Source organism: Streptomyces sp. NPDC053750, from assembly GCF_044544295.1.
Taxonomy (GTDB): Bacteria; Actinomycetota; Actinomycetes; order Streptomycetales; family Streptomycetaceae; genus Streptomyces.
This window is the reverse complement of the sequence record NZ_JBITXB010000001.1, coordinates 330,903-356,164: the sequence shown is the minus strand read 5'-3', so window position 1 is coordinate 356,164 and position 25,262 is coordinate 330,903. Positions and strand designations below refer to the sequence as shown.

19 protein-coding genes are annotated in these 25,262 nt (G+C 71.8%); 9 read left to right on the top strand and 10 right to left on the bottom strand.

What is annotated here, in order from left to right:
* Window positions 1-6: 6 nt before the first annotated feature.
* The gene (locus ACIGO6_RS01560) at window positions 7-2,286 is read left to right on the top strand and encodes a heavy metal translocating P-type ATPase (protein WP_399869875.1); all 2,280 of its coding nucleotides are present in this window, start codon (window positions 7-9) and stop codon (window positions 2,284-2,286) included.
* Window positions 2,287-2,892: 606 nt separating this feature from the next.
* Here the strand turns inward: ACIGO6_RS01560 and ACIGO6_RS01555 are convergent.
* The 6 genes from ACIGO6_RS01555 to ACIGO6_RS01530 all read right to left on the bottom strand — a co-directional run bounded on the left by ACIGO6_RS01555 (window position 2,893) and on the right by ACIGO6_RS01530 (window position 11,682).
* The gene (locus ACIGO6_RS01555) at window positions 2,893-4,182 is read right to left on the bottom strand and encodes a citrate synthase (protein ID WP_399869872.1); all 1,290 of its coding nucleotides are present in this window, start codon (window positions 4,180-4,182) and stop codon (window positions 2,893-2,895) included.
* A gap of 237 nt (window positions 4,183-4,419) precedes the next feature.
* The gene (locus ACIGO6_RS01550) at window positions 4,420-6,687 is read right to left on the bottom strand and encodes an ATP-dependent RecD-like DNA helicase (RefSeq protein WP_399869870.1); all 2,268 of its coding nucleotides are present in this window, start codon (window positions 6,685-6,687) and stop codon (window positions 4,420-4,422) included.
* Window positions 6,688-7,068: 381 nt separating this feature from the next.
* Window positions 7,069-7,722, bottom strand: a complete 654-nt coding sequence (locus ACIGO6_RS01545; protein WP_399869868.1) for a hypothetical protein — start codon at window positions 7,720-7,722, stop codon at window positions 7,069-7,071.
* A 56-nt stretch (window positions 7,723-7,778) separates the two neighbouring features.
* Window positions 7,779-8,396: a TOPRIM nucleotidyl transferase/hydrolase domain-containing protein gene (locus ACIGO6_RS01540; RefSeq protein WP_399869866.1), complete on the bottom strand. Its 618-nt coding sequence runs from the start codon at window positions 8,394-8,396 to the stop codon at window positions 7,779-7,781.
* Window positions 8,397-8,452: 56 nt separating this feature from the next.
* A complete protein-coding gene (locus ACIGO6_RS01535) occupies window positions 8,453-10,126 on the bottom strand; it encodes an amidohydrolase (protein ID WP_399869864.1) in 1,674 nt (557 codons plus the stop codon).
* A 41-nt stretch (window positions 10,127-10,167) separates the two neighbouring features.
* Entirely contained in the window at window positions 10,168-11,682 is a 1,515-nt protein-coding gene (locus ACIGO6_RS01530; protein ID WP_399869863.1) for an APC family permease, read from the bottom strand.
* A gap of 160 nt (window positions 11,683-11,842) precedes the next feature.
* Here ACIGO6_RS01530 and ACIGO6_RS01525 point away from each other — a divergent pair, with 160 nt between their 5' ends.
* Entirely contained in the window at window positions 11,843-12,565 is a 723-nt protein-coding gene (locus tag ACIGO6_RS01525; RefSeq protein ID WP_399869861.1) for a TetR/AcrR family transcriptional regulator, read from the top strand.
* Window positions 12,566-12,602: 37 nt separating this feature from the next.
* Here ACIGO6_RS01525 and ACIGO6_RS01520 read toward each other — a convergent pair whose 3' ends face one another.
* A complete protein-coding gene (locus ACIGO6_RS01520) occupies window positions 12,603-13,598 on the bottom strand; it encodes an RNA polymerase sigma-70 factor (RefSeq protein ID WP_399869859.1) in 996 nt (331 codons plus the stop codon).
* Window positions 13,599-13,730: 132 nt separating this feature from the next.
* Here ACIGO6_RS01520 and ACIGO6_RS01515 point away from each other — a divergent pair, with 132 nt between their 5' ends.
* From ACIGO6_RS01515 to rbsD, 6 genes are all read left to right on the top strand, one after another.
* Window positions 13,731-14,216 carry a carboxymuconolactone decarboxylase family protein gene (locus ACIGO6_RS01515; protein WP_399869857.1) on the top strand — a complete coding sequence of 162 codons (486 nt, stop codon included), beginning with the start codon at window positions 13,731-13,733 and terminating at the stop codon, window positions 14,214-14,216.
* 179 nt (window positions 14,217-14,395) lie between these two features.
* Complete coding sequence (locus tag ACIGO6_RS01510) at window positions 14,396-15,439, top strand: LacI family DNA-binding transcriptional regulator (protein ID WP_399869855.1); 1,044 nt, start codon at window positions 14,396-14,398, stop codon at window positions 15,437-15,439.
* Window positions 15,436-16,971, top strand: a complete 1,536-nt coding sequence (locus ACIGO6_RS01505; RefSeq protein ID WP_399869853.1) for a sugar ABC transporter ATP-binding protein — start codon at window positions 15,436-15,438, stop codon at window positions 16,969-16,971. The genes ACIGO6_RS01510 and ACIGO6_RS01505 overlap by 4 nt, the downstream gene beginning before the upstream one ends.
* The gene (locus tag ACIGO6_RS01500; RefSeq protein ID WP_399869852.1) at window positions 16,961-18,916 is read left to right on the top strand and encodes a substrate-binding domain-containing protein; all 1,956 of its coding nucleotides are present in this window, start codon (window positions 16,961-16,963) and stop codon (window positions 18,914-18,916) included. The genes ACIGO6_RS01505 and ACIGO6_RS01500 overlap by 11 nt, the downstream gene beginning before the upstream one ends.
* A gap of 44 nt (window positions 18,917-18,960) precedes the next feature.
* Window positions 18,961-19,950, top strand: a complete 990-nt coding sequence (locus ACIGO6_RS01495; RefSeq protein ID WP_399869850.1) for a ribokinase — start codon at window positions 18,961-18,963, stop codon at window positions 19,948-19,950.
* A complete protein-coding gene (gene rbsD, locus ACIGO6_RS01490) occupies window positions 19,947-20,345 on the top strand; it encodes a D-ribose pyranase (RefSeq protein ID WP_399869848.1) in 399 nt (132 codons plus the stop codon). Before ACIGO6_RS01495 ends, rbsD begins: the two co-directional genes overlap by 4 nt.
* 190 nt (window positions 20,346-20,535) lie before the next feature.
* Here the strand turns inward: rbsD and ACIGO6_RS01485 are convergent, their stop codons facing one another.
* The 3 genes from ACIGO6_RS01485 to ACIGO6_RS01475 are packed head-to-tail and all read right to left on the bottom strand — an operon-like array spanning window position 20,536 to window position 23,692.
* Entirely contained in the window at window positions 20,536-21,387 is an 852-nt protein-coding gene (locus ACIGO6_RS01485) for a sugar phosphate isomerase/epimerase family protein (protein ID WP_399869846.1), read from the bottom strand.
* A complete protein-coding gene (locus ACIGO6_RS01480) occupies window positions 21,384-22,544 on the bottom strand; it encodes a dihydrodipicolinate synthase family protein (protein WP_399869845.1) in 1,161 nt (386 codons plus the stop codon). The genes ACIGO6_RS01485 and ACIGO6_RS01480 overlap by 4 nt, the downstream gene beginning before the upstream one ends.
* Window positions 22,541-23,692, bottom strand: a complete 1,152-nt coding sequence (locus ACIGO6_RS01475) for a Gfo/Idh/MocA family protein (protein WP_399869843.1) — start codon at window positions 23,690-23,692, stop codon at window positions 22,541-22,543. The genes ACIGO6_RS01480 and ACIGO6_RS01475 overlap by 4 nt, the downstream gene beginning before the upstream one ends.
* Window positions 23,693-23,937: 245 nt before the next feature.
* On the opposite strand from ACIGO6_RS01475, the gene ACIGO6_RS01470 reads away from it, so the two are divergent.
* A complete protein-coding gene (locus ACIGO6_RS01470; RefSeq protein WP_399869842.1) occupies window positions 23,938-24,984 on the top strand; it encodes a LacI family DNA-binding transcriptional regulator in 1,047 nt (348 codons plus the stop codon).
* Window positions 24,985-25,262: the final 278 nt, after the last annotated feature.

Sequence of the window (25,262 nt, the reverse complement as noted above, 5' to 3'; positions counted from 1 at the left end):
CGGACCATGACCAGCACCACCGCGGACACACCCACGGCACCCACGGCACCCACGGCCGCCGAGCCGGGCCTCGCCGAGGTCGAGCTGCTCATCGGCGGGATGACCTGCGCCTCGTGCGCGGCCCGCGTCGAGAAGAAGCTCAACCGCATGGACGGTGTCACCGCCACGGTGAACTACGCGACGGAGAAGGCCAGGGTCAGCCACCCGGTGACCACCGATGTCGCCGACCTGATCGCCACCGTCGTGAAGACCGGGTACACCGCCGAGGAGCCCGCGCCGCCGCCGGAACCCGCCGACGAGGCCGAGGAGGCCGAGGCCCCGGAGGCCGCCGACGACCCCGAGCTGTCCGCCCTGCGCGGGCGCCTCGTCGTCTCCGTCCTCCTCGCCGTGCCCGTCGTGCTGCTCGCCATGGTCCCCGCGCTCCAGTTCGACAACTGGCAGTGGCTCTCGCTCACCCTGGCCGCGCCCGTCGTGGTCTGGGGCGGCCTGCCCTTCCACCGCGCCGCCTGGACCAACGTCAGGCACGGCGCGGCCACCATGGACACCCTGGTCTCGCTCGGCACCCTCGCGGCGTTCGGCTGGTCGCTGTGGGCGCTGTTCTTCGGGGACGCGGGCATGCCGGGCATGCGGCACGGCTTCGACCTCACCGTCTCCCGCACGGACGGCGCCTCCACAATCTACCTGGAGGCCGCCGCCGGTGTCACCGCCTTCCTGCTCCTCGGCCGCTGGCTGGAGGCCCGCTCCAAGCGCCGCGCCGGCGCCGCGCTGCGGGCGCTGATGGAGCTGGGCGCGAAGGACGTCGCGGTACTGCGGGACGGGCGCGAGGTACGGATACCGGTGGCCCGGCTGGCCGTCGGCGACCGGTTCGTCGTACGGCCCGGCGAGAAGATCGCCACCGACGGGACGGTGGTCGAGGGCGCCTCCGCCGTCGACGCCTCCCTGCTGACCGGCGAGTCCGTGCCGGTGGACGTGGCCGTCGGCGACGCCGTCACCGGCGCCACGGTCAACGCCGGGGGCCGGCTGGTGGTCGAGGCGCGGCGGGTCGGCGCCGACACGCAGCTGGCGCGGATGGCCAAGCTGGTGGAGGACGCGCAGAGCGGCAAGGCCGAGGTGCAGCGACTGGCCGACCGGATCTCCGGGGTCTTCGTGCCCGTGGTGCTGGTGATCGCGGTCGCCACCTTCGGCGGGTGGCTGGGCGCCACCGGCGACGCGGTCGCCGCGTTCACGGCCGCCGTCGCCGTACTGATCATCGCCTGCCCGTGCGCGCTGGGCCTCGCGACACCGACCGCGCTGATGGTCGGCACGGGACGCGGCGCCCAGCTCGGCATCCTCATCAAGGGCCCGGAGGTCCTGGAGTCCACGCGCCGTGTCGACACGGTCGTCCTGGACAAGACCGGCACCGTCACCACCGGCCGCATGACCCTCCAGGAGGTGTACGCCGCCGAGGGCACCGACGAGCAGGAGGTGCTGCGGCTCGCGGGTGCCGTCGAGCACGCCTCGGAACACCCCGTGGCCCGTGCCGTCGCGGCCGGCGCCGAACGGCGGGTCGGCGCGCTGCCCGGCGTCGAGGACTTCACGAGCGTCCCCGGGCGCGGCGTGCGCGGGCGCGTGGAGGGCCGTGAGGTGGCCGTGGGGCGCCTCTACGACGACCTCCCACCACAGGTGGCCCGCGCCAGGGACGAGGCCGAGGGGGACGGTCGTACGGCCGTCGTCGTCGGGTGGGACGGGGCGGCGCGCGGGGTCGTCGCCGTGGCGGACGCGGTCAAGGAGACCAGCGCCGAGGCGGTGGCCGAGCTGCGCCGGCTGGGCCTCACCCCGGTACTGCTGACCGGCGACAACCGGCGCGTGGCCGAGTCGGTCGCCCGGGCCGTCGGCATCGACGAGGTGATCGCCGAGGTACTGCCCGAGGACAAGGTCGCCGTGGTGGAGCGGCTGCGCGCCGAGGGCCGTACGGTCGCCATGGTCGGGGACGGCGTCAACGACGCCGCCGCGCTGGCCGTCGCCGATCTGGGTCTGGCGATGGGCACGGGGACGGACGCGGCGATCGAGGCGGGCGACCTGACGCTGGTGCGCGGGGACCTGCGGGTGGCCGCGGACGCGATCCGCCTCTCCCGGCGCACCCTGTCCACGATCAAGGGCAATCTCGTGTGGGCCTTCGGCTACAACGTGGCCGCGCTGCCGCTGGCCGCCGCGGGGCTGCTGAACCCGATGATCGCGGGGGCGGCGATGGCCTTCTCCTCGGTGTTCGTGGTGACCAACAGCCTGCGGCTCCGCGCGTTTCGCTGAGGTCTCGATGGCCGGAGCCCCCTGGAGTCCGGCACGCGCCTCACATAAGCTCTTCACACGGCTCGCGCATATTCCTTACGCTTGAGTCCCGTTCACCGTTTCGGGGCTCTTGCGCATCTAAGGGACATATGCAAGAGACGCAGATCACAGTGACGCGAACGTAACCATCGAAGGGGTTCGAAGGTCTAAGTTGGCGATGTCAGGCAGCGTCTTGGGGGGCGCCACCTGGCATCTGGGGATGTCTTGGGGGACTTTCCCAGAGCTGCGTTGCCGGGACACGTACACCGGGAAGCTTTGAGCGGCCCTCCCGGGCGTGCGCTGTCCCGGCAGACCGCACGACACGACACACGCACGGCGGGTTCGGCCCGTCGTGCACATACACAGCGATTCAGGCGCTGTCCTCACAGACGCCCGGCCGGATCCCGTGGGGGGAATCCGCACCGGGACATGGGAAGGCGCCCTGGTTCGTCGGCCCGTGGGGGGACCGGCGCCAGGGCGCCTTCTGCTGCCCGCGATCGGGCTACTGTCCGCGGCCGGGTACGGAAAGGCCCCGCACCCGACGACGACGCGTCGAGTACGGGGCCCCACCGGCCTCGAGGAGAGCGCTCAGCGCTCCTCGACCGGGACGAAGTCGCGCTCGACGACGCCCGTGTAGATCTGGCGCGGGCGGCCGATGCGGGAACCCGGCTCCTTGATCATCTCGTGCCACTGGGCGATCCAGCCCGGCAGCCGGCCGAGGGCGAACAGGACCGTGAACATCTCGGTCGGGAAACCCATGGCCCGGTAGATCAGACCGGTGTAGAAGTCCACGTTCGGGTAGAGGCTGCGCGAGACGAAGTAGTCGTCGGAGAGCGCGTGCTCCTCCAGCTTCAGGGCGATGTCCAGCAGCTCGTCGGACTTGCCGAGGGCGGAGAGCACATCGTGCGCGGCGGCCTTGATGATCTTGGCGCGCGGGTCGAAGTTCTTGTAGACCCGGTGGCCGAAGCCCATCAGGCGGACGCCGTCCTCCTTGTTCTTCACCTTGCGGATGAAGGAGTCGACGTCGCCGCCGGCGTCGCGGATGCCTTCCAGCATCTCCAGCACCGACTGGTTGGCGCCGCCGTGCAGCGGGCCCCACAGGGCGTTGATGCCGGCGGAGATCGAGGCGAACATGTTCGCCTGCGAGGAGCCGACCAGGCGGACCGTGGAGGTCGAGCAGTTCTGCTCGTGGTCCGCGTGCAGGATCAGCAGCTTGTCCAGGGCGGCGACGACCGTCGGGTCGAGCTCGTACTCCTGCGCCGGGACCGAGAAGGTCATGCGCAGGAAGTTCTCGACGTAGCCGAGGTCGTTGCGCGGGTAGACGAACGGGTGGCCGATCGACTTCTTGTACGCGTAGGCCGCGATCGTCGGAAGCTTGGCGAGCAGCCGGATCGTGGAGAGGTTGCGCTGGCGCTCGTCGAACGGGTTGTGGCTGTCCTGGTAGAACGTCGACAGCGCCGAGACGACCGACGACAGCATCGCCATCGGGTGGGCGTCGCGCGGGAAGCCCTTGTAGAAGTTCTTGACGTCCTCGTGCAGCAGCGTGTGCTGCGTGATCTCGCCCTTGAAGGCCGCCAGCTGGTCGACGGTCGGCAGCTCACCGTTGATCAGCAGGTAGGCGACCTCCACGAAGGAGGAGCGCTCGGCCAGCTGCTCGATCGGGTAGCCGCGGTACCGGAGGATGCCGGCCTCGCCGTCCAGGTAGGTGATCGCGGATTTATAGGCGGCGGTGTTGCCGTAGCCGCTGTCCAGCGTCACCAGACCGGTCTGGGCTCGGAGCTTCCCGATGTCGAAGCCCTTGTCGCCGACGGTGCTGTCGATCACCGGGTAGGTGTACTCGCCGTCGCCGTACCGCAGTACTACAGAGTTGTCGCTCACGTCTTCCCTCACCGACGTAGTGCCTCATCTTCGAGGTGCCCTGACTGTCTCTACCATCCCCCACTTGGCTCAGGAGAGTGCACTCGGGGTCGACCATCGGGCCTATTGGCGGCACTCAGTGCCGCCAACTTGCTCATCTTGCCCCCTCCCTCCGCCTTCCGGAAGAGCTCTGTGACCTTTGCGACTCGTTTGATCGATCATTTTTCTCACACGGGCCGAGAGGTTTACCGCAGGGTTTCAAGGCTGCGAGCCCGCCAGCCGGAAGTCGAGCGCCGTGCAGCGCCGACCGGCCGACACCGTGCGCACCGCCTGGCCGATCGCCCTGCGCGAACCGACGAGGACGACCAGCTTCTTCGCCCGGGTCACCGCCGTGTACAGCAGGTTCCGTTGCAGCATCATCCAGGCCCCGGTCGTCACGGGGATCACCACCGCCGGGTACTCGCTGCCCTGGGAACGGTGGATGGTCACCGCGTAGGCGTGGGCCAGTTCGTCCAGTTCGTCGAAGTCATAGGGGACCTCCTCGTCCTCGTCGGTCAGCACGGTGAGGCGCTGGTCAACCGGATCGAGCGAGGTGACCACGCCCACGGTGCCGTTGAAGACTCCGTTCTCCCCCTTCTCGTAATTGTTGCGAATCTGGGTGACCTTGTCGCCGACGCGGAAGACCCGACCGCCGAACCGCTTCTCGGCGAGATCCGGGCGGCCGGGGGTGATGGCCTGCTGGAGCAGCCCGTTGAGCGTGCCGGCGCCGGCGGGTCCGCGGTGCATGGGGGCGAGGACCTGCACGTCACGGCGCGGGTCGAGCCCGAACTTCGCGGGGATGCGGCGCGCGGCGACGTCCACGGTGAGCCGCCCCGCCTCCTCCGTGTCGTCCTCGACGAAGAGGAAGAAGTCCTTCATCCCGTCGGTGAGCGGGTGCTGCCCGGCATTGATCCGGTGCGCGTTGGTCACCACCCCCGACTGCTGGGCCTGCCGGAAGACACGGGTGAGGCGGACGGCGGGGACGGGGCCACCCTCGGCGAGCAGGTCCCGAAGCACCTCTCCCGCCCCCACGCTGGGCAGCTGGTCGACGTCCCCGACGAAGAGGAGATGCGCACCCGGCGGGACGGCCTTGACGAGTTTGTTGGCGAGGAGCAGGTCCAGCATGGACGCCTCGTCGACCACGACGAGGTCGGCGTCGAGCGGCCGGTCCCGGTCGTACGCGGCGTCGCCGCCCGGCTTGAGCTCCAGCAGCCGGTGCACGGTGGACGCCTCCGCGCCGGTCAGCTCGGCGAGGCGCTTGGCGGCGCGGCCGGTCGGGGCGGCGAGGACGACCTTCGCCTTCCTGGCCCGCGCCAGCTCGACGATGGACCTGACGGTGAACGACTTGCCGCAGCCGGGCCCGCCGGTGAGGACGGCGACCTTCTCGGTGAGGGCGAGACGGACGGCCGCCTCTTGCTCGGGCGCGAGCTCGGCGCCCGTGCGCTGCCTGAGCCAGCCGAGCGCCTTGTCCCAGGGCACGCTCTGGAACGCGGGCATCCGGTCCTCGTCGGTACGCAGGAGGCGGCGAAGCTGTCCGGCCAGGGCCAGCTCGGCGCGGTGGAAGGGCACGAGGTAGACGGCGGTGACGGGGTCGCCGCCCTCCGGGTCGGGGACCTTCTCGCGTACGACGCCGGGGTCCTCGCCGTCCTCCTCCGGCTCGGCGGCCAGCTCGGCGAGGCACTCGATGACGAGGCCGGTGTCCACCTGGAGCAGCTTCACCGCGTCCGCGATCAGCTTCTCCTCGGGGAGATAGCAGTGCCCCTGGTCGGTGGCCTGCGACAGCGCGTACTGCAGGCCCGCCTTGACCCGGTCCGGGCTGTCGTGCGGGATGCCCACGGACTGGGCGATCTTGTCGGCGGTGAGGAAGCCGATGCCCCAGACGTCGGCGGCGAGGCGGTAGGGCTGGTTCTTCACGACGGAGATCGAGGCGTCGCCGTACTTCTTGTAGATCCGCACGGCGATCGACGTCGACACCTCGACGGTCTGGAGAAAGAGCATGACCTCCTTGATCGCCTTCTGCTCCTCCCAGGCGTCGGCGATCTTCTTGGTCCGCTTGGGGCCGAGGCCGGGGACCTCGACGAGTCGCTTGGGCTCCTCCTCGATGATCTGGAGCGTGTCCACGCCGAAGTGCTGCGTGATGCGGTCGGCGAAGATGGGCCCGATGCCCTTGACCAGGCCCGAGCCGAGGTAGCGCCGGATGCCCTGGACGGTGGCCGGGAGCACGGTGGTGTAGTTCTCGACGTGGAACTGCTTGCCGTACTGCGGGTGGGACCCCCAGCGCCCCTCCATCCGCAGGGACTCCCCCACCTGCGCACCGAGCAGCGCGCCGACGACGGTCAGCAGGTCGCCGGCACCTCTTCCGGTGTCGACGCGGGCGACCGTGTAGCCGTTCTCCTCGTTGGCGTACGTGATGCGTTCCAGGACGCCGGTGACTTCGGCAAGACCGGGCCGACCCCCTCGGTCCGGACCTTTTCCCCCGCCAGACACGGTCTCACCTGCCCCTCACGTCTCCGTACGGAAGGAGGCTACCGGCCGCCTCGGACAACGCGGGGCGTGATCATCCGAAGCGATCCACATGAACGCCGGAAAATTTACCCAAATCCTATTGACTCGCCAGATAAAGGGCGTAGTAGTAGTTACTAGACGGCAACACCGAAAGAGCCACAAAGTCGACGAGGACGTCTAGCCGATGGAGTGACTCGGACAGGATGTCGTTCAGGCCCCCGGCAAGCCGGCGCGATACCGAGGCAACAGTGACGACTGAGGCTTCAGGACACGTGCAGCACTACCGGGGACTGTTTTTTTGTGCCGTGGACGGTGGAGACGTCGGAGTCGCCGCCCACCCCGTACACGAGCAGCCGCCGACGGTCAGCCCGTTATGGAGAAGAAGATCGTGTCCTGGGTGTACCAGTCGACGTTCTTCGTGGCGTACTCCCATTCCGTGTGCTCGAAATCGAGCTTCTCGATCAGCTCCTGGACGTCGTACCGGAAGCTCTCGTCCATGCGGTCCAGCACCGCGCGGTAGGCGTCGGCGGCGGGCTTCGCGGAGGCCAGGGGGAACATGCCGATGTGCGGCCCGTCCACGGGATGGGGGATGTGGAAGGGGACGTCGTCCGGCGGCCCCGAGAACAGGTGGTCGTGCAGCAGGAGACCGGGGCTCACGCCCAGGCGGCGCAGCTCCTCGTCGAGCAGGCTGAAGAATGTGGCGGGCTTGGAGTACACACCCAGCTCGGAGGGGTCGGACGCGTTGCAGTCGATGATGTGCTGGAAGGCCCGGTAGTAGGCGCTCGCCGCGTACTCGGCGTTCGAGTTCGCGTGACCGGCCAGGAGGTGGTCGAGCGCGTCGGGCACGGACAGGCCCAGGTCGATGCCCTGACGCTCGAGTTCGCGCTGACTCTTCTGGGCCTGTTCACGCATGATGCCCAGGAGACGCTGCTGATTCGACGTCAGCTTGTCGACCGCGCCGAGGAACCCGAGGACGTCGGCCTTGTCGGCCGTGCTGTACGAGATGATCCGACTCATGATCGTCATCCTGTCAGCCGCCACTGACACCGGGGGCCGGCCCGCGAGGTGAGCGGTCAGAGGGCGGCGAGCAGGTTGGCGAGGGGGGCGGGGGCCCGGTCGGGGGTGAGGGCGGCGACGAGGGCGTGGCCGTAGTGGATCTTGCGGCCCTTCTTTGTGCCGAGGAAGCGGCGCAGTTGCTGCTGGGCGGTGCGGCCCTGCTGGGCGGGCTGGCGCAGGAAGGTCTTCAGGGGGCGGGCGTCGCCCTCCGCCTCCACGAGTTCCGTCACCCGGGTCACGCCCAGTGCGCGGATCAGTTCGTCCTCCAGGTCCGCCGCGCAGACGAAGAGACCGTGCAGTGACGCGTCCGCCTGCTCCAGGGCGCGGACGTAGTAACCCCGCTCCCGCTCGTCGCACAGGCCGGTGAGGCGGAGGTCCAGGCCGGACGGCCCGAGGAGGCGGGCGAAGCGGCCGACGCTCATCGCGCCGCCCATCGGGAGGACGCAGACGCCCTCCCCCGCCAGGTCCCGGCCGTGGCGCGCGGCCAGCGCCTCGACCGCCGCCGCGTCGCTCGGGCCTTCGAGCAGGACGGCCGTCCGCACGGACAGCCGCCCGGCCAGCTCGTGTACGGGCCCGCCGGGGCCACCGGCCGCCCACGCGGTGACCGCATCCCGGAACGATCCCATGTCCGCCATGGGCCGAGTCTGCGTCCTTCGCGGCCGGCGCGGTAGGGATTTTCGGCGGGGAGTGCCTACGCGCCCGGCGCCGCGTGGACGCGCCGGCCCGCCACGAAGGTCTCCAGGACGCGGGTGGCGGCGATCTCCTCGGGCGGCCCGGCGAACGGGTCCCGGTCGACGACGACCAGGTCGGCGGCCTTGCCGACCGTGATGCTGCCGGTGATGTCGTCCAGGTGGTTGGCGTAGGCACTGCCCGCCGTGTACGCGGCGACAGCGGTGCCCAGGTCGAGGCGCTGCCCGGGGAGGAAGACCGGAGTGCCCTCGGGCGCCTCCGGGGCGATGCGGTTGACGGCGACGTGGATGGCCTGGAACGGGTCGGGGCTGCTGACCGGCCAGTCACTGCCCGCGGCCAGCGTCGCGCCGGCCCGCAGCAGATCGCCGAACGGGTACTGGCGCGTGCCGCGTTCGGCGCCCAGGAAGGGCAGGGTCAGTTCGTCCATCTGCGGTTCATGGGCGGCCCACAGCATCTGGAGGTTGGCGGTGGCGCCCAGGGTGCGGAAGCGGCGGACGTCGGCGGGGTGCACGACCTGGAGGTGGGCCAGGTGGTGACGGGTGTCCCGCCACCCGTTGGCCTCGCGGGCCGCCTGTACGGCGTCGAGCGCCTCGCGCACCGCCCGGTCGCCGAGGGCGTGGAAGTGCACCTGGAAACCGGCCGCGTCCAGTTCCGTGACGTACTTCCTGAGCTCCGCCGGCGCGACGAAACTGATGCCGCTGTTGTCCGAGGCGCAGCCGCAGCCCGTGAGGTACGGGTCGAGCATGGCCGCCGTGTGATTCTCCGCGATGCCGTCCTGCATGATCTTCACGGAGGTGGCGCGGAAGCGGTCGCGGGTCAGCTCCTCGCGGCGGGCCACGAGTTCGGGGATCTGCTCCGCGCCCCGCTCCCGGTCCCACCACAGGGCGCCGACGACGCGTGCGGTGAGCAGGCCCCGGTCGAGGGCCGCCCGGTAGGCGGGGGCCGGGTCGGTCATGTTGGTGTAGGCGCCGACGATGGCGTCCTGCCAGGCGGTGACGCCGTGGGAGTGCAGGACGGACTGGGCGCGCAGGAGCGCGGCGAGCTGTTCGTCCGGTGTGGGGTCCGGGACCAGAGCGCCCACCAGGTGGGCCGCGCCCTCCTGGAGCATCCCGGTGGGGTTTCCCGCGGCGTCGCGTTCGATCCGGCCGTCGGCGGGATCGGGGGTGCGGGCGTCGATGCCCGCGCGCTCCAGCGCCCTGCTGTTGACCCAGGCACCGTGGTGGTCGCGGTTGGGCAGGAACACGGGCCGGTCCGGGACGACCGCGTCGAGGGCCGCGGCGGTGGGCGTACCGCCGGGGAACCCCTCCATCGACCAGCCGCCGCCGGTGATCCACTCGGCGTCCGGATGCTCGTCCGCGTACGTCCTGACCCTGCGCAGGTACTCGTCGGGGTCGGTGGTGTCGCCGAGGTGGCAGAGGCCGAGTTCGAGGCCGGCGCCCTGGGGGTGGACGTGGGCGTCCTGGAAGCCGGGCAGCAGCAGCTTGCCCGCCAGGTCGACGACCTCGGTGCGCGGCCCGATCAGCTCGTGCACCTCGTCGTGGCCGACGGCCGCGATCCGCCCGTCGCGCACGGCCACGGCGGTGGCGCGGCTGCGGGCGGGATCGACGGTGTGCACCGGTCCCCCGGTGAGGACGAGGTCGGCGGGTCCGGCGGCGGTGGGCTGGGCGTGAGACATGTGGCGTGAACTCCGTGGGAGGGATGGGGCGGACGGGGGCGTCAGACCGTCTCGCGGTCCGTCGGCAGGGTGGTCAGGGATTCCGCGTCGGTGCCGCGCCCCGTGGCGAAGTACGGGGAGCGCCTGACGTACTTGGCCACGGCGGCCATGACGAGCCCGGCCATGACGATGCCGGCGGGCAGCGAGAACATGAACCAGCCGTTGTCCGGGCTGAGTTCGAAGTGGTCGCTCATGGTCAGGTACGAGTATCCGAGGTAGCCGCCGAGCCCCAGCAGGACGAGGCTGGACGCGGCGGGCACGCCCACGGCGAGCAGTGCCTCCCGCGGCCCCTCACGCAGCGCGGAACGGAAGCGGACGGCGCAGGCCAGCGCGGTGAGCCCGTAGTACAGGGCGACGACCAGGCCGATGGCGCTGACGGCGGCCAGCAGCATGTCGCTCAGCTTGGGGATGGCGACCGCGAGCACGGCGGTCACGGCGGCGATGGCGACGAGGACGACCGTTCCGGCGGCGGGCGTGCCGTACCGGGGGTGGACCCGCGTCCACACCGGCCCCATGGTGCGGTCGCGGCCCATGGCGAGCAGTCCGCGCGCCATGGGGATCAGCGACGCCTGGACGGAGGCGACGGCGGAGAACATCAGCGCGATCACGGGCAGCGTGGCCCACGGCTCGGCGGCCAGCTTCTCCCCGAGGTAGGGCAGGGCCTGGGGACCGTTGTGGATCAGCTCGGCCAGGCCCATCTCCCGCTGGAAGGCGACCGAGGCGAAGAGGAACAGTCCCAGCATGGCGAACAGGGCGATGAGCCCACCCCGGGCGGAGTCGCCGGGGCTCCTGGTCTCCTCGGTGACGCTGAAGGCCGCGTCCCAGCCCCAGAAGAAGAACACCGCCAGGACCATGCCCTGGGCGAAGGCGGTGCCGTCGGGTATCGCGAACGGGTCGAACCAGGAGAGGGAGAAGGCGTGGTCGCCGGTGACCACGGCCCAGCCGCAGAGCGCCAGCAGCACCACGTACTCGAAGACCAGCAGGCCGAACTGGAACCGGGTGGCGACGCGGGTGCCGGTCACGGTCAGGACGGCGAGGACGAGGAGGACCACCAGCCCGACCGCCGTACTGACGCCTGTGGACGTCGGGTCCAGGGCGAGGCCGGCGAGGGTGTGCAGACCGGCTCTGTTGGCGAGGATCAGCAGGACCGAGCCCATGACCGCGCTCGTGTAGGCGCAGAAGACGATCGAGCCGACGACGGTGACCCAGCCGGTCAGGAAGCCCAGCCAGGGGCTGAGGGACGTGCCGACCCACACGTAGCCGTTGCCGCAGTTGGGCTCGGAGCGGTTGAGACGGGCGTAGGCGAGCGCGATGCCGAGCACCGGCAGGAACGCCAGCAGCAGGAGGGCGGGGGCCTGGAGGCCGACGACGGAGGCGACCGTGCCCATGCCGATGGCGATGCTCGTGGTGGCGGCCGTGCTGGAGGCGGCGAGGGCGACACCGTCGACGACGCCGAGGGAGCGCTTGAGGGCGGGACCGGGAGGGGGTGCGGGGATCGGGGGCGGCACGGATGGCATGAGGGCTCCTCGGGAGGCGGGACGGGGAAGAGCCGCGCGGCAAGGTGATGGAACAACCGGCGTCGCATTGCGTCAATGCTGTTGACATAAGGCCGCGGCGGTCGTTCACTGCGGAGGAGCCGGCCGGAGGGTGGCGGGCCGGCAAGGAAGGGAGCCCGCGATGACGTCCCGTGTCCCGCAGGAGCGCCGCCGACGGCGGCCCACTCGCTCCGGGGTCCTGCTGTCGGAGGACCTGATCGTCGAGACCGCCCTGCGGCTGATCGGCCAGCACGGTCCCGACGCGCTCAGCGTGCGCCGGCTCGGCACCGCCCTGGGCTGCGACCCGAGCGCCCTGTACCGGTACTTCCACGACACCGACGACCTGGTGCTCGCCATCGCCGACCGGATCATCGGCGACGCCATGGCCGGGTTCGTGCCGGGGGACGACTGGGTGGCCTCGCTGCGGGAGATGGCTCTGCGGGTCCGCGCCGGGTATCTCGCCCACCCGCGCGCGGCGGCCATGGCGTCGTACCGGGTGACCCGCCGCCCGCACGAGATCCGGGCCGTCGACACGGGGATCGGCCTGCTGCTGTCCGCGGGCTTCGAGCCCGCCCCGGCGGCGCGGCTCTATCTGGCGTTCATCGACACCGTGCTCAGTCACGCGGCCACGGATGCGGCCTTCCAGGCACTCCCCGGGCAGCAGCGCGACGCCGACCGAACGGCCTGGCGGGCCGTCTACGCCGGCCTCGACCCCCGGTCGTACCCGGCGCTGACCGCGGCGGGCGACGGGCTGTCCGCGATGGCGGAGAGCTCCTTCGAGGAGGCGGTGGATCTGATGCTGGAGGCGCTGGCGGCGCGGGCACCGAAAGGGCGGCGGGACGGCACCGGGGGCATCGGCGACTGAGCGCGCCGGCGTCCCCGATTCACCCCGCACCGGCTCTTCAGCGGTGCAGGACGGCCTCCCGCCGCATGCCGCTCAGCTTCTCGGGGTTGCGCACGGCGTAGAGGCCGGTGATGCGGCCCTCGTCGAAGCGCACCGCCATCACGGTGTCCAGCTCGCCGTCGAGCCGCACGACCAGGGCCGGGTAGCCGTTCACCTGGGCCGCGCCCATGGACACGGCGTCGCCCTGCTTCATCAGCCCGCCGATCATGAGACGGGCCACCTTGTCGGCCCCCGAGATCGGCCGCAGGACGGCCTGCTTGATGCCGCCGCCGTCGCCCAGCAGGACGACGTCGGGCGCGAGGATGTCGAGCAGGCCCTGCAGGTCGCCCGTCTCGACCGCCCGTTGGAACGCGGCGAGCGCGTCGCGGCTCTCGGTCGGGGAGACGACCCCGCGCGGCCGGCGTGCCGCGACGTGCGCGCGTGCCCGGTGCGCGGTCTGGCGGACGGTGGCCGGGCTCTTGTCGACGGCCTCGGCGATCTCGTCGTAGCCGAGGTCGAAGACCTCGCGCAGGACGAACACCGCCCGTTCGACCGGCGCCAGCGTCTCCAGGACCAGCATCATCGCCATCGAGACGCTGTCGGCCAGCTCCACGTCCTCGGCCACGTCGGGGGCGGTGAGCAGCGGCTCGGGCAGCCAGGAGCCCACGTAGGACTCCTTGCGGCGGCCGAGCGTGCGCAGCCGGTTCAGGGCCTGGCGGGTGGTGATGCGGACCAGGTAGGCACGCCGGTCGCGCACCGTGTCGAGGTCGACGCCCGCCCACTTCAGCCAGGCCTCCTGGAGCACGTCCTCGGCGTCGGCCGCCGAGCCGAGCATCTCGTAGGCGACCGTGAAGAGCAGGTTGCGGTGCGCGACGAAGTCCTCGGTGGCCGCGTCCACGGGGCCACCGTCGCCGGTGGCTGCCGCCCGCCCGGTCGCGTCGCCCTGTTCGCGTCCGTTCTTCTCGCTGGTCACCAGGTTCTCCCGTTCGTTCGGTTCCGGCGGTGTCACGCGCACAGGACACCGGTCGCCGTGGTTCCGTGACACCCGCCGACGGTGGTCTGCGTCACACCGGCGGCCTGTCACGGGAGTCGGGGCACCGGTGTCTTGTGTTCGTCACCGAGGCATCGACACAGCGAGGACGAGATCATGGACACCCGATTCAACCTCTTCGAGAACGAGTTCGCCGGCCGGTTCGGGAAGCGGTTCGCGGGCATGGGCATGCTGCTTCACGAGTCGGCACTGCCGAAGGCCACGCAGGAACTGGTGTCGCTGCGGGCCAGCCAGATCAACGGCTGTGGCCACTGCATCGACTTGCACGTCAAGGAGGCCGCGGCCGCCGGTGAGAGCGCGGTCCGGCTGCACCTGGTCGCCGCCTGGCGCGAGTCCACCGTGTTCACCGAGGCCGAGCAGGCGGCGCTGGCCCTCGCCGAGGAGGGCACCCGGCTCGCCGACGCCCACGAGGGCGTGTCCGACGAGACGTGGGAGCAGGTGCGCAAGCACTACGACGACGACCAGGTCGCCGCGCTGATCTGCCTGGTCGCCCTGATCAACGCGGCCAACCGGCTCGCCGTGATCACGCACCAGAAGGGCGGCTCGTACGAGGCGGGGATGTTCGCGGCGGCGGTGAGCTGACCTGCCGGGGGCGGTTCGGGCGGCACCCGGGGCCCAGTTGCCCCGGGTGCCGCCCGCTTCTCTGCCCGTGACCTCCCCCGGTCACGATTCGATCTCGGGCCCATCCCGCCCCTTGATTCCGCTCGTGTAATCGATTCCAATCCTCCGTGTAATCGATTCCACGAGGAGGTGGAACGGCGATGGCGAGCATCAAGGACGTCGCCGCCGAGGCGGGCGTCTCCGTCGCGACGGTCTCGCGTGCGCTCAACGGCCACCCGTCCGTCAGCCCCGCCGCGCGCGAGCGCGTGCTGGCCGCCGTCGAGGCGCTGGGCTACCGCCCGAACGCCGTCGCCCGGTCGCTGCGCACCGCCCAGACCCGCACCCTCGGGCTGGTCATCAGCGACGTCATGAACCCGTACTTCACCGAGCTGGCCCGTTCCGTCGAGGAGGAGGCCCGCGCGCTCGGCTACAGCGTCATCATCGGCAACGCCGACGAGCGGCCCGACCTCCAGGACCACCACGTCACGACGTTGCTGGACCGCCGGATCGACGGGCTCCTCGTCTCCCCCACCGACGGTGGCTCGCCGCGGATGCTGGAGGCCGCGCGGGCCGGGACCCCGATGGTGTTCGTCGACCGCTGGATCCCCGGCGTCGACGTGCCCGTCGTCCGGTCGGACGGGCGGGGTGCCGTACGGGACCTCGTCGCCCACCTGCACGGGCTCGGCCACCGTCGGCTCGCGATCATCGCCGGGCCCGCGGCCACCACCACCGGACGCGAGCGCGTCGACGCCTTCCGCGAGGCGCTCGGCGCATACGGGCTTCCCCTGCCCGACGCCTACATCGGCCAGGGCGACTTCCAGGCCGGCAGCGGGCGTCGGGTCACCGAGGGCTTCCTCGACCTGCCCGAGCCGCCCGAGGTCGTCTTCGCCGCCGACAACCTGATGGCGCTCGGCGCGCTGGACGCCGTACGCGCCCGCGGGCTGCGGGTCCCCGAGGACATCGGTCTCGCCGCGTTCGACGACATCCCCTGGTTCGTGCACACCGATCCGCCCGTCACCGCGATCGCCCAGCCCACGGGCGACCTCGGGCGGGCCGCCGTGCGCGCGCTGGTCGACCGCATCGAGGGCCGGCCCGGCGAGTCCGTCACCCTTCCGGCGCGGCTCGTCGTGCGCCGGTCGTGCGGTGAGGCGGCAGCGGCCCGGAAAACCCCGTCCCCGTCCCCCGTACAAAGGAGTACGCCGTGAGCAGCCGCAGTCCGGACGAGTTGCTGCGCATCGAGGGCATCCGCAAGACCTTCCCCGGCGTCGTCGCGCTCGACAGCGTCGACTTCGACCTGCGCCGGGGCGAGGTGCACGTGCTGCTCGGTGAGAACGGCGCGGGCAAGAGCACCCTCATCAAGATGCTCTCCGGCGCCTACACGCCCGACGCCGGGCGGATCCTGGCCGGTGGTGAGGAGGTGCGCATCCACGGTGCGCAGGACTCCGAGCGCCTCGGGATCGCCACCATTTACCAGGAGTTCAACCTCGTTCCCGATCTGACCGTCGCCGAGAACATCTTCCTCGGGCGGCAGCCGCGCCGCCTCGGCATGATCGACCGGAAGAGGATGGAGGCCGACGCCGAGCTACTGCTGCAGCGGGTGGGCGTCAAGGTCTCCCCTCGCGCGCGGGTGCGTGAACTCGGCATCGCCCGGCTCCAGATGATCGAGATCGCCAAGGCGCTCAGCCTCGACGCGCGCGTGCTCATCATGGACGAGCCGACCGCCGTGCTCACCTCCGAGGAGGTCGAGAAGCTGTTCGCCATCGTGCGGCGGCTGCGCGAGGACGGCGTCGGGATCGTCTTCATCACCCATCACCTGGAGGAGATCGCCGCCCTGGGGGATCGGGTCACCGTCATCCGGGACGGCCGCAGCGTCGGGCAGGTGCCCGCCTCCACGCCCGAGGACGAGCTCGTACGGCTCATGGTCGGGCGGTCCATCGAGCAGCAGTACCCGCGCGAACGCGCCGAGGCGGGTGAGGCGTTGCTCAAGGTGGAGGGGCTGACCCGGGACGGCGTCTTCCACGACGTCGGGTTCGAGGTGCGCGCCGGTGAGGTCGTCGGCATCGCCGGACTCGTCGGCGCCGGGCGGACGGAGGTCGTCCGGGCCGTGTTCGGGGCGGACCCCTACGACGCGGGGTCCGTGCACGTCGCGGGCGCGCCGCTGCGGCGGCACGACGTGAACGCCGCCATGGCGGCCGGGATCGGGCTCGTGCCGGAGGACAGGAAGGGGCAGGGGCTCGTGCTCGACGCGTCCGTCGAGGAGAACCTCGGCCTGGTCACCCTCCGCTCCACCGCCCGCGCGGGGCTCGTCGACCTCAAGGGGCAGCACGCGGCCGCGGAGCGCATCGCCGGGCAGCTCGGGGTGCGGATGGCCGGGCTCGGGCAGCACGTGCGCACCCTCTCCGGCGGCAACCAGCAGAAGGTCGTCATCGGCAAGTGGCTGCTCGCCGACACCAAGGTGCTGATCCTCGACGAGCCGACGCGCGGCATCGACGTCGGCGCCAAGGTCGAGATCTACCAGCTGATCAACGAACTGACCGCGGCCGGTGCCGCCGTGCTCATGATCTCCAGCGACCTGCCCGAGGTGCTCGGCATGAGCGACCGGGTGGTCGTCATGGCGCAGGGGCGCGTCGCGGGCGAGCTTCCCGCCGAACGGGCCACCCAGGACGCCGTCATGGCGCTCGCCGTCAGCACCCCCCACACCAACGGAACCGGAACGGAGGCCTCCCGTGGCCACTGACACGCTCAAGAGCAAGCCGGGCGCGCAGGGCGGCGCCACGGCCGGCCTGCGCCGACTGCTGCTCGACAACGGCGCGCTGACCGCGCTGATCGTCCTCGTCATCGCCATGTCGGCGCTGTCCGGGGACTTCCTGACCGCCGACAACCTCCTCAACGTCGGCGTCCAGGCCGCCGTCACCGCGATCCTCGCCTTCGGCGTCACCTTCGTCATCGTCTCCGCGGGCATCGACCTGTCGGTCGGCTCGGTCGCCGCGCTGTCGGCCACCGTGCTGGCGTGGAGCGCCACCGAGGCCGGGATGCCGGTCGTGCTGGCGGTGCTGCTGGCCGTCGCGACGGGCATCGCCTGCGGTCTGGTGAACGGTTTCCTCATCTCGTACGGGAAACTGCCGCCGTTCATCGCGACGCTGGCCATGCTGTCGGTGGGGCGCGGTCTGTCGCTGGTCATCTCGCAGGGGTCGCCGATCGCCTTCCCGGACTCCGTCTCCCACCTCGGTGACACGCTCGGCGGGTGGCTGCCCGTGCCGGTGCTGGTGATGATCGTGATGGGGCTGATCACGGCGTTCGTCCTCGGGCGGACCTACATCGGGCGCTCCATGTACGCCATCGGCGGCAACGAGGAGGCCGCGCGGCTGTCCGGGCTGCGCGTGAAGCGGCAGAAGCTCGCCATCTACGCGTTCTCCGGGCTGTTCGCCGCCGCCGCGGGCATCGTGCTCGCCTCCCGGCTGTCCTCCGCGCAGCCGCAGGCCGCACAGGGCTACGAACTCGACGCCATCGCCGCCGTCGTCATCGGCGGCGCCTCGCTCGCGGGCGGCACCGGCAAGGCGTCCGGCACGCTGATCGGCGCGCTGATCCTCGCGGTGCTGCGCAACGGGCTCAACCTGCTGTCGGTCTCCGCGTTCTGGCAGCAGGTCGTCATCGGCGTCGTCATCGCGCTGGCGGTGCTCTTCGACACCCTGCGGCGCAAGGCGGGCGCGACCGTGCCGGCGGCCGGGGCCGGCGGGGGCGGCAAGGGCAAGCAGGCGTTGACGTACGTGATCGCGGCGGTCGTCGCGGTGGCCGTCGTCGGCGCGACCTCGCTGCTGCACAACGGCTCCTCGGACGGGAAGACCCAGAAGATCGGTCTGTCGCTGTCCACGCTCAACAACCCGTTCTTCGTGCAGATCCGGGCGGGTGCCGAGGAGGAGGCGAAGAAGCTGGGCGTGGACCTGACGGTCACGGACGCGCAGAACGACGCCTCGCAGCAGGCCAACCAACTGCAGAACTTCGTCAGCGGCGGCCTCTCCTCGGTCGTCGTCAACCCGGTGGACTCCGACGCGGCGGGCCCCTCCGTCCGCTCGGCGAACAAGGCCGGCATCCCCGTCATCGCGGTGGACCGCGGCGTCAACAAGGCGGACACGGACGCGCTGGTCGCCTCCGACAACGTCGAGGGCGGCGAGCTCGGCGCCAAGGCGCTCGCCGAGAAGCTCGGCGGCAAGGGCACGATCGTCATCCTCCAGGGCCAGGCCGGCACCTCCGCCAGCCGGGAGCGCGGGGCGGGCTTCGCGGCCGGGCTCAAGGCCTACCCGGGCATCGAGGTCGTCGCCAAGCAGCCCGCGGACTTCGACCGCACCAAGGGCCTGGACGTGATGACCAACCTGCTCCAGGCACACCCCGGCATCGACGGCGTCTTCGCGGAGAACGACGAGATGGCGCTCGGCGCGGTCAAGGCGCTGGGTTCCAAGGCCGGCACGTCGGTCCAGGTCGTCGGCTTCGACGGCACTCCGGACGGGCTGAAGGCCGTGCAGACGGGCACGTTGTACGCGTCCGTTGCGCAGCAGCCGAGCGAACTGGGCAGGATCGCCGTACAGAACGCGCTGCGGGCGGCCGAGGACAAGAAGGTGGAGAAGACGGTGAAGGTGCCGGTGAAGGTGGTCACCAAGGAGAACGTGGCCGGCTTCACGGGCTGACACGGGCACACGGGTATTGGTGATCGGGAATCGGAGAACGGTTCATGTACGACTACGACCTCCTGGTCGTGGGGTCGGCCAACGCCGACCTCGTGATCGGCGTCGAACGGCGGCCGGGGGCCGGCGAGACGGTGCTCGGCTCCGACCTGGCCGTCCACCCGGGCGGCAAGGGCGCGAACCAGGCGGTGGCCGCCGCCCGGCTCGGCGCGCGTACGGCGCTGCTGGCCCGGGTCGGCGACGACGGCCACGGCCGGCTGCTGCTGGACTCGCAGCGGGCGGCCGGTGTCGACACGGTCGGCGTGCTGGTGGGCGGGGCGCCGACCGGCGTCGCGCTGATCACCGTCGATCCGTCCGGGGACAACAGCATCGTGGTCTCGCCGGGCGCGAACGGCCGCCTGGCACCGGGCGACATCCGCGCCGCCGCGAGCCTCTTCCACGCCTCCCGCGTGGTCTCCACGCAGCTGGAGATCCCGCTGGAGACGGTGGTGGAGGTGGTCCGGAGCCTGGCGCCGGACAGCCGCTTCGTGCTCAACCCCTCGCCGCCGCGCCCGCTCCCCCCGGAGGTGCTGGCGGCCTGCGACCCGCTGATCGTCAACGAGCACGAGGCGAAGGTGATCCTCGGCGAGGCCTGCGTCGGCGAGCGCCCCGAGGACTGGGCTCGCATCCTGCTGGCCAAGGGGCCGCGCTCGGTCGTCGTGACCCTGGGCGCCGAGGGCGCGCTGGTGGCGTCGGGCGAAGGGGTCCGTCGCGTCCCGTCCGTGAAGGTGGACGCCGTGGACACGACCGGCGCGGGCGACGCGTTCACCGCTGCGCTGGCCTGGCGGCTCGGCACCGGGGAGTCGCTCGCCGAGGCGGCGGCGTACGCGGCCCGGGTGGGCGCGGCGGCCGTCACGAAGGCGGGAGCGCAGGCGTCGTACCCGACGGCGGCGGAGGCCGAGTCCCTGTGCTGTGCCGACCCGGGGGACAACCCCCGGACCCCCGGCCGGGCCTCCGGCAGCCCCCGTGACACGACGATGCGGGGTGAGTCCGCGTGAAGCGGGCCGGGATACTCAACCGGCATCTCGCGGGTGCCCTGGCCGAACTCGGGCACGGGGACGGGGTTCTGGTGTGCGACGTCGGCATGCCGATCCCCGGCGGACCGCACGGTCCGCGCGTCGTCGACCTGGCCTTCCGCGCCGGGGTGCCCTCCTTCGCCCAGGTCGTCGACGGTCTGCTCGCCGAGCTGGTCGTCGAGGGCGCGACGGCGGCGACGGAGGTCCGGGAGGCCAACACGGAGGCCGCCGCACTGCTCGACGGGCACTTCCCCGCCCTGGACCTGGTCCCGCACGAACGCCTCAAGGAGCTGTCCGCGGGGGCGCGGCTGGTGGTCCGCACCGGCGAGGCCCGGCCGTACGCGAACGTACTGCTGCGCTGCGGCGTCTTCTTCTGACCTGCTTCGGCCGGCGGTCGCCGGAAAAGCATCGAAGGGATCCGGTCGTCGACCGGATCCCTTCGGGCTTCCCTCCCCTTTTCCCCTCCCCGTCAGAACCCCCGCGATCCCCCCGGATCCCCCCACCGGGGTGTTCTGATGCCATGTACGACCCGTGGAGCCGCGGAACGGTTGCACGGATCGCCGGGATTTATTTCTCCGTGCCCGCGTCACCCGCGTGCGCGACGAACCGTGCCGCCGTCTCGGCCAGCACCTCACGCCCGTCCCGCGCCCACAACGCCTCGTTGAACAGCTCGACCTCGATGGCGCCCGTGTAGCCGGCGTCCTCCACGTACCCCTTCCACTCCCGCATGTCGATCGCGCCGTCGCCGATCTGGCCGCGGCCGTTGAGTACGCCCTCGGGCAGCGGGGTGATCCAGTCGGCGAGCTGGAAGGTGTGGATGCGACCGCCCGCCCCGGCCCGGGCGATCTGCTCCGGCGCCCGGTCGTCCCACCAGATGTGGTACGTGTCCACCGTGACGCCGACCTGGTCCGCCGGGAAGCGTTCGGCGAGGTCCAGGGCCTGGGTGAGGGTGGAGACCACGCAGCGGTCGGAGGCGAACATGGGGTGCAGCGGCTCGATGGCGAGCCGGACACCGCGCTCGGCCGCGTAGGGGCCGAGGACGGCGAGGGCGTCCGCGATGCGCTCCCGGGCCCCGTGCAGGTCCTTGCTGTCGAAGGGGAGTCCGCCGGAGACCAGCACCAGCGTGTCCGTGCCGAGCGTGGCGGCCTCGTCGATCGCGGCGTGGTTGTCGCCCATCGCCTCGGCCCGCTCGACGGGGTCGATCGCCGTGAGGAAGCCGCCCCGGCACAGGGTGGTGACGGTCAGGCCCGCGTCCCGCACGAGCTTGGCGGCGGCCTCCACGCCGTACTTCTGCACCGGTTCACGCCACAGGCCGACGCCTGAGACGCCCAGCTCCTGGCAGGCGTCGACCAGTTCCGGCAGTGACAGCTGCTTCACGGTCATCTGGTTGATGGAGAAGCGGGACAGCTGGTCGTTCATCGGTTCACCCCGTACAGCGAGAGCAGGTTCCGCATCCGTTCCTCGGCCAGCTTCGGGTCCGGGAACAGGCCGAGGCCGTCGGCGAGTTCGTAGGCCCGCGCGAAGTGCGGCAGGGAGCGGGCCGACTGGAGGCCGCCGACCATGGTGAAGTGGGACTGGTGGCCGGCGAGCCAGGCCAGGAAGACCACGCCCGTCTTGTAGAAGCGGGTGGGGGCCTGGAAGAGGTGGCGGGAGAGTTCGACGGTGGGGTCGAGGAGAGCGCGGAAACCCTCCGTGTTCCCCGTGTCGAGCACACGGACCGCCTCGGCGGCCAGCGGGCCCAGCGGGTCGAAGATGCCGAGCAGGGCGTGGCTGAAGCCCTGGTCGTCGCCGGCGATCAGCTCGGGGTAGTTGAAGTCGTCGCCGGTGTAGCAGCGCACGCCCTGCGGGAGGCGGCGGCGCAGGTCGATCTCGCGCTGGGCGTCGAGGAGGGAGACCTTGATGCCGTCGACCTTGTCGGGGTGGGCGGCGATGACCTCCAGGAAGGTGTCCGTGGCCGCGTCGAGGTCGGACGAGCCCCAGTAGCCCTCCAGGGCCGGGTCGAACATCGGGCCGAGCCAGTGCAGGATCACCGGTTCGGTGGCCTGGCGGAGCAGGTGGCCGTAGACCTCCAGGTAGTCCTCGGGGCTCTTGGCCGTCGCGGCCAGGGCGCGGGAGGCCATGAGGATGGCCTGGGCGCCCGACTCCTCCACGACGGCGAGCTGTTCCTCGTAGGCCGCCCGGACCTCGGCGAGGGTGCCGCCGGTGAGCTGGTCCGTGCCGACGCCGCAGGCGATGCGGCCGCCGGCCGCCTTCGCCTCGGCGGCGGAGCGGCGGATCAGCTCGGCCGCGCCGGCCCAGTCCAGGCCCATGCCGCGCTGAGCCGTGTCCATCGCCTCGGCGACGCCGAGACCGTGGGACCACAGGTGGCGGCGGAAGGCGAGGGTGGCGTCCCAGTCGACGGCGGCGGGGCCGTCGGGCGTGGTGTCCGCGTACGGGTCGGCGACGACGTGCGCGGCCGAGAAGACCGTACGGGACGTGAAAGCGCTTCCTGGGGATTCCCGGGTGACGGCCAGGGGTTCGGTGCGCGGCTCGTAGGCGCGCAGGGTGCCGTTGGCGTCGGGCAGGTGGAGGGTCACAGCGCGATCTCCGGTACGTCGAGGCGGCGGCCCTCGGCGGAGGACTTCAGGCCCAGCTCGGCGAGCTGGACGCCGCGGGCGCCGGCCAGCAGGTCCCAGTGGTAGGGGGCGTCCGCGTAGACGTGCTTGAGGAACAGCTCCCACTGGGCCTTGAAGCCGTTGTCGAAGTCCTGGTTGTCGGGGACTTCCTGCCACTGGTCGCGGAAGACCTCCGTGGCGGGGATGTCCGGGTTCCAGACCGGCTTGGGGGTGGCGCTGCGGTGCTGGACGCGGCAGTTGCGCAGGCCGGCGACGGCGGAGCCCTCGGTGCCGTCGACCTGGAACTCGACGAGTTCGTCGCGGTTGACGCGGACCGCCCAGGAGGAGTTGATCTGGGCGATCGCGCCGCCGTCGAGCTCGAAGACGCCGTACGCGGCGTCGTCGGCGGTGGCGTCGTAGGGCTTGCCGTTCTCGTCCCAGCGCTGCGGGATGTGGGTGGCGGTGAGGGCCTGGACGGACTTCACGCGGCCGAACAGCTCGTGGAGCACGTACTCCCAGTGCGGGAACATGTCGACGACGATGCCGCCGCCGTCCTCGGCGCGGTAGTTCCACGACGGGCGCTGGGCGTCCTGCCAGTCGCCCTCGAAGACCCAGTAGCCGAACTCGCCGCGCACGGACAGGATGCGGCCGAAGAAGCCGCCGTCGATGAGGCGCTTGAGCTTGAGCAGGCCGGGGAGGAAGAGCTTGTCCTGGACGACGCCGTGCTTGATGCCCGCCTCCTGGGCGAGGCGGGCGAGCTGCAGGGCGCCGTCGAGGCCGGTGGCGGTGGGCTTCTCGGTGTAGATGTGCTTGCCCGCGGCGATCGCCTTCTTGATCGCCTCCTCGCGGGCGGAGGTGACCTGGGCGTCGAAGTAGATCTCGACGCTGTCGTCGGCGAGGACCGCGTCCACGTCCGTCGAGACGTGCTCCAGGCCGTGCCGCTCGGCGAGCGCCCTGAGCGCGTGCTCGCGGCGGCCGACCAGGACCGGCTCCGGCCACAGCACGGTGCCGTCGCCGAGATCGAGGCCGCCCTGCTCGCGGATGGCCAGGATGGAGCGGACCAGGTGCTGGCGGTAGCCCATGCGCCCGGTCACACCGTTCATGGCGATACGCACCGTCTTGCGTGTCACGTCATTCCCTTCGTACGAGCGATGCGGCGCGTGTGGCGGCCGTCACTGCGGCCCTCACTGCGACCGTCGCTGCGACAATCAGAACAGCAAGCGCTTTCTATACGGATCGAAGCTAGCCTGTGGACGGTGGTCTGGACAAGACCGCGGTTCGGGTGAGTTGTTCGAGGGGGCGAACGACGGCGGGTGGTGGCCGTAGGGTCACCCGGGACGGCGTTCGGCACACGCGCGATGCGGAGGACGAGGACATGACGGTGACACTTGCGGACGTGGCGGCCCGCGCCCAGGTCTCCCCCGCGACGGTGTCGCGCGTGCTGAACGGGAACTACCCCGTGGCCGCCTCCACCCGGGACCGGGTGCTGAAGGCCGTCGACGAGCTGGACTACGTGCTCAACGGCCCCGCGAGCGCGTTGGCGGCCGCGACGTCCGACCTGGTGGGCATCCTGGTCAACGACATCGCCGACCCCTTCTTCGGCATCATGGCCGGCGCCGTCCAGTCCGAGATCGGCGGTCCGGGCGGCAGAGCGGGCGGCGAGAGACTCGCCGTGGTCTGCAACACCGGCGGCACCCCGGAGCGCGAGCTGACCTACCTCACGCTGCTGCAACGGCAGCGGGCGGCGGCCGTCGTGCTGACCGGCGGCGCGATGGAGTACGGGGCGCACCAGGCGGCCGTGGCGTCGAAGCTGCGCAAGCTGGCGGAGGCCGGGACGCGGGTCGTGCTGTGCGGGCGCCCGCCGGCGCCGGACACCGGGGCGATCGCGCTGACCTTCGACAACCGCGGGGGCGGCCGGGAACTGACCGAGCACCTGATCGGGCTCGGTCACCGGCGGCTCGGCTACATCGCGGGCCCCGAGGAGCGCACGACCACCCGCCACCGCCTGGAGGGCCACCGCGCCGCGCTCGCCGCGCACGGCATCGAGGAGGACCCCCGCTGGACGGTCCACGGCCGCTACGACCGGCAGTCCGGCTACGACGCCACGCTCGAGCTGCTGCGCCGGGACCCGGGCCTGACGGCGGTCGTCGCCGCGAACGACTCCGTCGCGCTGGGGGCGTGCGCGGCGCTGCGCGACTCCGGGCTGCGGATTCCGGACGACGTGTCGGTGGCCGGCTTCGACGACCTGCCGTTCAGCATCGACGCGGTGCCCGCGCTGACGACCGTCCGGCTGCCGCTCGCGGAGGCGGCGGCGCGGGCGGGGCGCATCGCGATGGGGCGGGAGGAGGCGCCGCCCGGGGGGATCGCGACGGTGCGGGGGGAACTGATGGTACGGGGGTCCTCCGGACGGCCGCGGGGGTAGGTGCCGGCGGATTGGGGTGCCGTTGGTTTCGCGGTGCCGTTGGTTACGCGGTGCCCCGCGTGGGTGTGGGCCTCGCCGGGGGCTGCCGCCCCCGGGCCCCCGCTTCGGCCTGAACGGCCTCGTCCTCAAACGCCGGACGGGCTGGGTTGGCCCGCCCGGCCTGCGTCGGGGGGTGGGGCCGGACGGGGTCGGTGGGCGCGCCGCCCGGTGTCGGGGGGGTGGGGCCGGAGGGGCTGGGAGTGCCGGCCTGCGACACCTGGTCGCGGGGAGGAATGCGG

What these genes read in the sequence shown, in the direction of transcription:
- ACIGO6_RS01560 (WP_399869875.1), top strand. Translation starts at nt 7, where the DNA reads ATGACCAGCACCACCGCGGACACACCCACGGCACCCACGGCACCCACG.
- ACIGO6_RS01545 (WP_399869868.1), bottom strand. Translation starts at nt 7,722, where the DNA reads ATGAGTCGGATCATCTCGTACAGCACGGCCGACAAGGCCGACGTCCTC.
- ACIGO6_RS01540 (WP_399869866.1), bottom strand. Translation starts at nt 8,396, where the DNA reads ATGGCGGACATGGGATCGTTCCGGGATGCGGTCACCGCGTGGGCGGCC.
- ACIGO6_RS01535 (WP_399869864.1), bottom strand. Translation starts at nt 10,126, where the DNA reads ATGTCTCACGCCCAGCCCACCGCCGCCGGACCCGCCGACCTCGTCCTC.
- ACIGO6_RS01530 (WP_399869863.1), bottom strand. Translation starts at nt 11,682, where the DNA reads ATGCCATCCGTGCCGCCCCCGATCCCCGCACCCCCTCCCGGTCCCGCC.
- ACIGO6_RS01525 (WP_399869861.1), top strand. Translation starts at nt 11,843, where the DNA reads ATGACGTCCCGTGTCCCGCAGGAGCGCCGCCGACGGCGGCCCACTCGC.
- ACIGO6_RS01515 (WP_399869857.1), top strand. Translation starts at nt 13,731, where the DNA reads ATGGACACCCGATTCAACCTCTTCGAGAACGAGTTCGCCGGCCGGTTC.
- ACIGO6_RS01510 (WP_399869855.1), top strand. Translation starts at nt 14,396, where the DNA reads ATGGCGAGCATCAAGGACGTCGCCGCCGAGGCGGGCGTCTCCGTCGCG.
- ACIGO6_RS01495 (WP_399869850.1), top strand. Translation starts at nt 18,961, where the DNA reads ATGTACGACTACGACCTCCTGGTCGTGGGGTCGGCCAACGCCGACCTC.
- ACIGO6_RS01485 (WP_399869846.1), bottom strand. Translation starts at nt 21,387, where the DNA reads ATGAACGACCAGCTGTCCCGCTTCTCCATCAACCAGATGACCGTGAAG.
- ACIGO6_RS01470 (WP_399869842.1), top strand. Translation starts at nt 23,938, where the DNA reads ATGACGGTGACACTTGCGGACGTGGCGGCCCGCGCCCAGGTCTCCCCC.